Source organism: Mycobacterium sp. (assembly GCF_050701515.1).
Classification (GTDB): domain Bacteria; phylum Actinomycetota; class Actinomycetes; order Mycobacteriales; family Mycobacteriaceae; genus Mycobacterium.
The window spans coordinates 23,282-32,211 of record NZ_JBOGDB010000005.1; the positions used below are offsets into that span (position 1 = coordinate 23,282).

The following is an 8,930-nucleotide window of genomic DNA, read 5'->3' on the forward strand; positions in this document are numbered from 1 at the left end:
ATCGGGGGTGAGGGTAGGCGTAGATGTCAAAATCTGGGGCGTTTGATGTTGCCCTGATGTCGATGTCATGCGGTCAGGGCGGCGATCTTGGTCAGGTTGTGGGTGAAGATCCCTTGTCCGGTCCAGGTTTTCGCTCCTTCGAGGTTGTCCAGGCGGGTTCGGTCACATCCGTATCCGCGTTTGAGGGTGCTGATCCGTCCTTCGCATCCGGTTCGCCATTTGATGGTTCGGCGGAATGCTGGGCTGTGCTCGACGCGGCGGCGGGCGGCACCGGGTCTGCCCTTGCGCGGGATGACAACATTTCGGACACCGAGGTTGGTCAACTCGGTGTCGACGGCGGCCTCGCCGTAGCCGCGGTCAGCGGTCACCGTCCGCGGGGGACGACCGTTGCGGTCTTTGATCCGTTCCACCGCGGGGGCCAGTTGCGGTGCGTCAGGCGGGTTTCCGGCGTTCACATCGTGATCGAGGACGACACCGTCGTCGTTGTCGACGAACTGCGCCTTATAACCGAACTCGACCGGCTTACCGAGCCGGCCCTTGGCGATCGGGCGGGCCTGCTGGTCGTGCAGACTCACCACCCGGCTGGCCCCCTCCGGGGTGGTCCCGGCGATCCGTTGCCGAGTCTGACCGATGATCCGCGTGGTCGCCTCCAACAGCTTCGACAGGTCGCCCACGGCACGGGCCAGCCGGCCCCGCCGCCGCCCCGCGGCGGGATCACGCACGCCCGCTTCGGCCCGCTCGGCGGCCTTGAGCTGGGCGCGGCGCAGCGCCCGTCGGGCGTTGTTCAGCAGCCGGTGCGCGTCACCAACCGCGGCCTGGGCCAGGTCGGCGAGCTCACCGGTCATCACCAGCACACCGTCTTTGACCTGGTCGCGACCCAACTGGCTGCGGGAACGCAATTTCGCCGCGACCCCGTGTGCTCGTTTCCCGGCCGCCCGCGACCGATCCCGCACCCTCGTGCGCACCGCCCCACCCGCAGCGCGGATCCGTCGCCCAGTGTGACCGATCCGGCGAATCGCCTTGGCCAGCAGCCCCGAATCCGTCGGATAGCACACGTTCGCCGGGATCACCGTGGTGTCGGCGCGAACCCGGCTGGTGCGCAGCATCTTGGCCTCGGCGGCCTTGGCGAGCAAGGCCTCGTTAAGTCCCTCGACAGCGGTGCTGCCGCAGCGGGTCGTCAACTTCATCAGCGTCGTCGGATGCGGTACTGCTCCGTCCAACGCGATCCGGCAGAACCGCCGCCAGGTGATCGAATCGCCGACCTCCCGGCACAACGACTCATAGCCCAGCCGGTAGCGGAACTTCAAAAACATCAACCGCAGATAGGTTTCCATCGGCGTCGACGGGCGACCGACCCGCGGATCGAAGAACGGTTCGAACGGCGCGAAGAACACCGGATCATCCAGCAACCCATCGATCCGGGCCAGCTCGTCGGGCAACCTCAACAATTCCGGAGGCAACACAGCCTCCCACAGCGACACCTGATCGCTTACAGTACGAAACACAATGACCTCGTTCCCTTCTCGCCAAGGGTTCGAGGTCATTGTCCCAGCTCAACACCCATCCAACGCCGAGCCACGCCCAGGGTTTTTCAGGTCGAAGTAGCTAGGCCGTGAACGCGTAGTCGTCGAGCGGGGACCGGCGGCTGCGCCAGATCGCCCCGAGCGTGGTGGCCCGCCGCAGCGGGACGTCGCCGTGTGAGTCGAAGTAGTAGCTGTTGGCCAGGCTGCAAGTGTCCTGCCAGAAAATCTGCGTATGCCGCTTGCGCATGCACTCGGCGAAGTACCGCGCGTTGGCCTCTTCGGTAACCTCGACTCTCTTCGCGCCTTGCCGCTCAGCACGTTTCAGGCACCGCAGGATGTGATGGGTCTGCGTCTCGATCAGTGCGAAGAACGATGACCCGACGTACCCGTACGGCCCGCACACGGTGAAGAAGTTCGGGAAGCCCGGCAGGCTCACCCCCTCGTAGGCCTGCAACCGGTTCTCCTCCCAGAACCGGCTCAGCGTCATCCCGTCACGCCCGGTGATCTCATAGGTGAGGCTGTCGATGTCCATCACCTTGAATCCCGTCGCCAGGATCAGGACGTCGACCTCGTGCAGGTCGCCCTCCACGGTGGCCACCCCCGAGCCGGTGATCTTCTCGATCGGCTCGGTGACCAGGCTGACGTTGTCGCGGTTGAACGTCGCCAGATACGTGTTGTGGAAGCCGGGTCGCTTGCACCCCACCGCATAACGCGGTGTGAGCTTGTCGCGCACCACGGTGTCCTTGACCTCTCTGCGGAGATAGGCCTTGCCGACCTCGTCCATGCGCCTGGCCATCGGGTTCATCGTGAAGTACTGCGCCGCCAGCGGGAACGTCAGTTCGACGAATGCCTGACTCATCAGGCGCTGAACGGACTTTCCTCCAGGAATGCGCATTGCGCGGCGCGCAGCCGGCGACAGCGGCACGTCTGCCTTCGGGAAGCACCATATCGGCGTGCGCTGAAAGACGGTGAGGTGTTTGACGATCGGCGCGATTTCGGGGATCACCTGTACGGCCGAAGCGCCGGTTCCGATGACCGCGACGCGCTTGTCCGTGAGGTCCTGACTGTGGTCCCAGCGAGCGGTGTGCATGGTCAGCCCGGCGAACGAGTCGACGCCGTCGATGTCGGGCAGTTTCGGAGTGGTCAGCACGCCGCCGGCGTTGATGAGGAAGCGCGCGGTGATGCGGTCACCGGAGTCGGTCTCGATGTGCCACACGTCGGCTTCGTCGTCGAACGCGGCGTCGAGCACCTTGGTGTTGAACCGGATCTTGGGCCCCAGCCCGTACTTGTCGACGCAGTGTTCGGCGTAGGCCTTCAGCTCGTGACCGGGCGCGTAGGTGCGTGTCCAGTCCGGACTCTGCTCGAAGGAGAACTGGTAGGAGAACGACGGAATGTCCACGGCAACACCGGGATAGGAGTTCCAGTGCCAGGTGCCGCCGGGGCCGTCGCCGGCTTCGACCACTAGGTAGTTGCCCATGCCCGACTTGTCGAGCTTGACCGCGGCACCGATGCCGGAGAAGCCGCCACCAACAATGACGGTGTAATAATCGGGCGCAGTCATTGGGCCTCCCGCCGGTTTGCCACCACCTGCGGCCCGTGCTTGGGCCGCAACGTCAGTGTCGCTTCGAGTTCTACCGGATGGTCGGGGCACAAGTCGAATGTGAACCGCTGACTCATGATCCCCGCCATCAACACCATCTCCATCAGCGCGAAGCTCTGCCCGATGCACACCCGGCGTCCGCCGCCGAACGGCAGGTACGCCGAGCGGGGCCGGGCCTTGGCGGCATCGCCCAAGAAGCGCGACGGGTCGAACTTCTCGGGGTCGGGCCACCAGCGCGCGTCGTGATGGATGTGGTGAATGGGGACGATCACCGTGGTACCCGGGCGGATGTGGTGGCCGTCGATGAGATCGTCCTCGATGGCCTCACGGGCAATGATCCACACCGCCGAGTAGTAGCGCTGTGACTCCTGAATGCAGGCGGTGGTCCACGGCAGCTTGACCAGATCGTCGGCGGTCGGGCGGCGACCGGCGAGGACGTCGTCGATCTCGGCGTGCATCCGGTTACGGGCATCTGGGTTGCGCGCCAACAGGTACCACAGCCACGACATCGCGTTGGCGGTGGTCTCGTGGCCGGCGAGCATGAATGTCAGCGCCTCGTCGCGCACCCGTTTGCGCGGCCATGTGCCGTTGTCGGCCTGGAACAGCACGTTGAGCAGGTCGGGGGAGTTGGTCGGGTGCGCGAGCCGGTGCTCCAGCACGGCGTTGACCGCCGCATCAAGCTCGAGCGCGATCTTCTGGCCTTCCCGCAGCGGCGGCGGCAGCGGCACACCGGAGAACGTGGACCACGCGATCGCGTCGTAGACGGGTCGCGGCATCAGGCCCCACAGTCCGAGCCTGCCGATTCTCTCGGTGCGCCGCAGCCCCCGGGTGGCCAGGTCGTTCATGCTTCCCACCAGTGGCCCGAAGTCCTGGCTGAACAACGCGTTGGCGACGACGCGCAGGGTGGCTTCCACCATCGTCGCGTGCATGTCGAACTCGATCCCGTCACCCCGTGCCTCGAGATCGGCGGTGACGCGTTCGATCGGGTCGATCATCAGGTCGATCATCTCGTTGAGGTGGCGCCGGGCGAAGGTGGGATTGAGCGTCCCGCGGTGCGCGGCCCACGAGTCGCCCTCGTCGGTGAGCAGGTTGATACCGGCGGCGGCTCGGATGGGCTCGTAGTCGTTGGACTTGATGTATTTCGGCCGGGCGCCATGCAGCACGTGGTCGACGTAGTCGGGATGACCCAGCGTTACGAAACGCCTTCCACCGCAACGAAATCGGGCGATGTCGTGGCCGCGTGCCCGGCCCAGGAAGCCGTCGCCGGCGTCGAATCCGATGGTGATCGCCTCGCGCGTCATGGTCCACGTGCGCAGCCGCTGCGCCGGTGCAGACATGACTCCAGCGTATGGATGACAACCCGCATCCGGAATGGGAGTATCGGACAAGGAGTTGGGAGTTTAGGACAAAGGTGCCAGCAACCACGTGGTCGGCCGACCTGCGGCATCCGGTGTACACCACCCGGGTGTTGTGCGAGGTCGCGAACGAACGCGGGGTGCCGACCGCCGAGATTCTCGTCGGCACTGGGATCGGTGCTGCCGACCTGGCCGACCCCGAGGCGGTGGTGACCGCGTGGGACGAGATTGTCGCCGTGCGCAGGCTGCTGGCCCGGTTGCCCGACGACGTCGGCGTGGGCGTCGATGTGGGCAGCCGGTTCACCCTTACCCACGCGGGGTTGATGGGCTTCGCCGCGATGGCCTGCGCGACGCTGCGCGAGCTCTTCTCCATCGCGATGCGCTACTTCTCGCTGACCATGCTGCAGATCGACGTCAAGCTGTTCGAGGGCGCCGACGACTGCGTGCTGGAAATCAACGTCGACCACCTGCCCGCCGACGTGCGGCGGTTCTTCATCGAGCGCGACCTGGCCGGCATCAACGCGACGATCAACGGCTTCGCCTACCCCGTAGTGCAGCGCTACGCCGACCGGGTGTTCGCCGAGCTGTCCATTCAGAAAGCCGTGCTGGATCCCGTGCTGATGCATGTTCCGTTGGACAACATCGCATTTGAGCGCGCGCACAACCGGCTACACATCCCGCGGGCGATGCTCGACGAGCCGCTGCCGCAGGCCGACAGCCACACGTTGGAACTGTGCATCGCGCAGTGCGACGTGCTGATGCAGCGCAACGAACAACGCCGCGGCATCACCGCCGTGGTGCGCTCCAAGCTGTTCGGGGAACCCGGCCGGTTCCCGACGCTGCCGGAGGTCGCCGCCGAACTCGACGTGCATCCGCGCACGCTGCGCCGCCAACTCACCGAGGAAGGCACCTCGTTTCGGGCGCTGCTGAACGAGGCTCGCTCCACGCTGGCGGTGGATCTGCTGTGCAACGTCGGTCTGACGGTGGAGGAGGTGTCCAACCGGTTGGGCTACACCGACACCTCTACCTTCTGCCATGCGTTCAAACGCTGGCACGGCGTGCCGCCGAGCGCCTACCCGCAGTGCTCATGCGGGATGCAACGCGTTGCGCACCGCAGATAGTCCGCGGTCGACGGCTTCGCTGGCGGCCGGCACGATGCTCGCGAAGCTGACGAAGCCGTGCACCAGTGTCACCGCCCTGTCGAATTCGACCGGAACGCCTGCGGCGGCGAGCAATTCGGCATACTGGACGCCCTCGTCGCGCACCGGGTCGTGCCCGGCCACCGCGATGTAGGCAGGTGGCAGGCCGGCCAGATTCGGGTTGCGCCCGGGCGCCAGCTTCGGCGGCTGATGATCCGGGTCGATGTCGCCGGCATACCAGAGCCCAAACAGCTCCAGCGTCGCGCGGTCGAGCACCGGCGCGTCGGCATTCTCGGTGTAGGACGGCAGACTGTGGTCGCGCATCGGCGCCGGATACCACAGCAGTTGAAACATCATCGGCGGGCCGTCGGCGTCGCGGGCGAGTTGCGTCACCACCGCGGCGATCGTGCCGCCGGCCGAATCACCGGCGACCGCCAACCGCGCGGGATCGGCGCCCAGACCCCATGCGTTGTCGACCGTCCAACAGGTTGCCGCCCAGGCGTCGTCGATGGCGGCGGGATAGGGGTGTTCCGGCGCCAACCGGTAGTCGACGGACACCACCACCGCTCCCGCGCCGACCGCGTGGCGACGCGCCGCCGCGTCGTGGGTGTCCAGGTCGCCAACCACGAAACGGCCACCGTGGAAGAACATCAAAACCGGTGGCGGGCCGCTCCGTTCGGGATCTTCCGGCGGCCAGTAGATGCGAACCCCGACGCCGTCGGGCGACGCGATGTTCAGATGGCGGTTCTCGATCCGCAGGTCGGGCAGCCGCTCGGCGGGCATCAGGGTGTGCAGGTCGTGCAGTCGTTGGCGCGCGGTTTCCACATCGTCGTCACCCAGCAGCGCAAACTCCTGCGTTTCCAGTACCTTCTGCAGGATGGCGTCGACGGCCGGCTTTCCCTCGGCAGCGGACATGGGGACACCGTACCCACCGCGGCGGAGAGGAGTTCTGTGGCTGGCGGCAGCGCTGGTCGCCGTCGGTTATGGCGTTTTCCTGGTCGTCACGGCGTCGCGGCTGCCCGCGGGCGCCGAGCTGACCGGACAGTTCTGGCTGCAGCCTGCGGTCAAGGCGGCCACCGCCGTGCTGCTGGCGGTCGCCGCGCTGACCCACCCGATCGCGCGGGAACGACGTTGGCTGATCGGGGCGCTGGTGTTCTCCGCCGCGGGCGACTTCCTGCTGGCGATGCCGTGGTGGGAGCCCTCGTTCGTGCTCGGCCTGGCCGCATTCCTGGTCGCGCACCTGTGCTTTTTGACCGCGCTGGTCCCGCTGATCGCCCCGTCGGCACCGCGGCTGGCGTCGGCGGCGGTGGTGGTGCTGGCCTGCGTCGCGCTGTTGATGTGGTTCTGGCCGAAACTGCTCGACGAGGGGATGGCGGTGCCGGTGACGGTCTACATCGCGGTGCTCGCCGCCATGGTGTGCGCGGCGCTGCTGGCCCGGCTGCCCACGCCGTGGACCGCGCTCGGCGCGGTGTGTTTCGCGGGGTCGGACGCGATGATCGGTATCGGCAAATTCGTGCTGGAGTCCGAGGCGCTCGCGGTGCCGATCTGGTGGGCCTACGCCACCTCGCTGCTGCTGATCACCGCCGGCTTCTTCTTCGGCCGGACGTCCGACCCGTCTGTTAGACGGTAGGTGTGACCAAGACCGCGGCCGCGTACGAACCTATCGCGCGCGTGCTGCCCATGCTGTCGGTGCCGCATCTGGATCGCGATTTCGACTACCTCGTCACCGTCGAACAGTCCGATGACGCGCAGCCTGGAGTTCGGATCCGGGTGCGATTCCACGGCCGCCTGGTCGACGCGTTCGTCCTCGAAAGGCGTTCGGAGACGAACCATGTCGGAAAGCTCGGCTGGCTGGACCGGGTGGTCTCGTCCGAGCGGGTGCTCACCCCGGAAGTGCGCCGGCTTGTCGACGCGGTCGCCGCGCGCTACGCGGGCACCCGTGCCGACGTGCTGCGGCTGGCCATCCCGCCTCGGCACGCCAGCGTCGAGAAAGAAGCCGCCGCCGAGCCCGCGCCGGTCACCGTCGCACCGGTCGACACCGCGGGATGGGCCGAATACGGCAGGGGTGAACAGTTTCTCGCCGCGCTGCGTGACGGTCGCGCCGCCCGCGCGGTATGGCAGGCGTTGCCCGGTGAGCGATGGGCCGACCGGCTGGCCGAGCTCGCCGCGGTCGCGGTCGACGCCGGCCGCGGCGTGCTGGCGATCGTGCCCGACCAGCGCGACGTGGATGCGCTGGCCGAGGCCAGCGTCCGGTACGTCGACAGCGGACAGGTGGTGGCGCTGTCGGCCGGGCTCGGCCCCGCGCAGCGCTACCGCCGCTGGCTGGCCGCGCTGCGGGGTTCGGCGCGGCTGGTGATCGGCACGCGCAGTGCGGCTTTCGCGCCGGTCGCCGACCTCGGGCTGGTGCTGGTCTGGGACGACGGCGACGACTCGCTGGCCGAGCCGCGCGCCCCCTATCCGCACGCCCGCGAGGTGGGAATGCTGCGTGCACACCAGTTGCGCTGCGCCGCGTTGATCGGTGGCTACGCACGCACCGCCGAGGCGCAGGCGCTGGTGCGCAGCCGTTGGGCACACGACCTGGTTGCGACCCGGCCGGTGGTGCGGACCAGGGCCCCGCGGGTGATCGCGCTCGAGGACAGCGGATACGCCGAGGAGCGCGATCCCGCCGCGCACACCGCAAGGCTGCCGTCGATGGCGCTGCGCGCGGCGCGGACGGCGCTGGAGGCCGGGCACCCGGTCCTGGTGCAGGTGCCGCGCAGGGGCTACGTGCCCGCGCTCGCATGCGGCCGCTGCCGCGCCATTGCCCGCTGCCGGCACTGCACCGGCCCGCTCTCGCTGCCGGAACGGGATGCCGCGGGCGCGATGTGCCGGTGGTGTGGCCGTGAGGAACCCGCGCTGCGCTGTACGCGGTGCGGCTCCGACACGGTCCGCGCGGTCGTTGTCGGCGCGCGCCGAACGGCCGAAGAGCTCGGCCGGGCATTCCCGGGAACCACCGTCGTCACATCGGGTGGGGACACCGTCGTGCCCGCGGTGCCGGGAGACCCGGCTCTGGTGGTCGCCACGCCGGGCGCCGAACCGGTGGCCGCGGGCGGTTACGGTGCCGCGCTGCTGCTGGATGCGTGGGCATTGCTGGGTCGTCAGGACCTGCGTGCGGGCGAGGACACGCTGCGCCGCTGGATGGCCGCCACCACCCTGGTCCGCAGCCGCGGCGACGGCGGCGAGGTGGCCGTGGTCGCCGAATCGACGATCCCGACCGTGCAGGCGCTGATCCGCTGGGATCCGGTGGGCCACGCCGAGGCCGAACTCGACGCCC

7 protein-coding genes are annotated in these 8,930 nt (G+C 68.2%); 3 read left to right on the plus strand and 4 right to left on the minus strand.

The genetic code is table 11. From position 1 onward, the window contains the following. Nucleotides 1-65: 65 nt before the first annotated feature. From ACRDU5_RS00820 to ACRDU5_RS00830, 3 genes are all read right to left on the minus strand, one after another. Complete coding sequence (locus tag ACRDU5_RS00820; RefSeq protein WP_526612322.1) at nucleotides 66-1,505, minus strand: ISNCY family transposase; 1,440 nt, start codon at nucleotides 1,503-1,505, stop codon at nucleotides 66-68. A gap of 100 nt (nucleotides 1,506-1,605) precedes the next feature. Continuing rightward, complete coding sequence (locus tag ACRDU5_RS00825; protein ID WP_526612323.1) at nucleotides 1,606-3,084, minus strand: flavin-containing monooxygenase; 1,479 nt, start codon at nucleotides 3,082-3,084, stop codon at nucleotides 1,606-1,608. Then, nucleotides 3,081-4,460, minus strand: coding sequence for a cytochrome P450 (locus tag ACRDU5_RS00830; RefSeq protein ID WP_526612324.1), 1,380 nt, complete (start codon nucleotides 4,458-4,460; stop codon nucleotides 3,081-3,083). Before ACRDU5_RS00830 ends, ACRDU5_RS00825 begins: the two co-directional genes overlap by 4 nt. Before the next feature lie 74 nt (nucleotides 4,461-4,534). Between ACRDU5_RS00830 and ACRDU5_RS00835 the strand changes: the two genes are divergently transcribed. Continuing rightward, nucleotides 4,535-5,599: a helix-turn-helix transcriptional regulator gene (locus tag ACRDU5_RS00835; protein ID WP_526612325.1), complete on the plus strand. Its 1,065-nt coding sequence runs from the start codon at nucleotides 4,535-4,537 to the stop codon at nucleotides 5,597-5,599. Here the strand turns inward: ACRDU5_RS00835 and ACRDU5_RS00840 are convergent. Further along, the gene (locus tag ACRDU5_RS00840; RefSeq protein ID WP_526612326.1) at nucleotides 5,564-6,532 is read right to left on the minus strand and encodes an alpha/beta hydrolase; all 969 of its coding nucleotides are present in this window, start codon (nucleotides 6,530-6,532) and stop codon (nucleotides 5,564-5,566) included. The genes ACRDU5_RS00835 and ACRDU5_RS00840 overlap by 36 nt on opposite strands. Between ACRDU5_RS00840 and ACRDU5_RS00845 the strand changes: the two genes are divergently transcribed. Both ACRDU5_RS00845 and ACRDU5_RS00850 read left to right on the plus strand, forming a co-directional pair. Beyond that, a complete protein-coding gene (locus ACRDU5_RS00845; protein ID WP_526612327.1) occupies nucleotides 6,531-7,247 on the plus strand; it encodes a lysoplasmalogenase family protein in 717 nt (238 codons plus the stop codon). The genes ACRDU5_RS00840 and ACRDU5_RS00845 overlap by 2 nt on opposite strands. Nucleotides 7,248-7,297: 50 nt before the next feature. After that, nucleotides 7,298-8,930 (plus strand): primosomal protein N' (locus ACRDU5_RS00850; protein ID WP_526612328.1); only part of this gene is annotated, 1,633 nt, incomplete at its 3' end.

What these genes read in the sequence shown, in the direction of transcription:
- ACRDU5_RS00845 (WP_526612327.1), top strand. Translation starts at nt 6,531, where the DNA reads ATGGGGACACCGTACCCACCGCGGCGGAGAGGAGTTCTGTGGCTGGCG.
- ACRDU5_RS00825 (WP_526612323.1), bottom strand. Translation starts at nt 3,084, where the DNA reads ATGACTGCGCCCGATTATTACACCGTCATTGTTGGTGGCGGCTTCTCC.
- ACRDU5_RS00830 (WP_526612324.1), bottom strand. Translation starts at nt 4,460, where the DNA reads ATGTCTGCACCGGCGCAGCGGCTGCGCACGTGGACCATGACGCGCGAG.
- ACRDU5_RS00840 (WP_526612326.1), bottom strand. Translation starts at nt 6,532, where the DNA reads ATGTCCGCTGCCGAGGGAAAGCCGGCCGTCGACGCCATCCTGCAGAAG.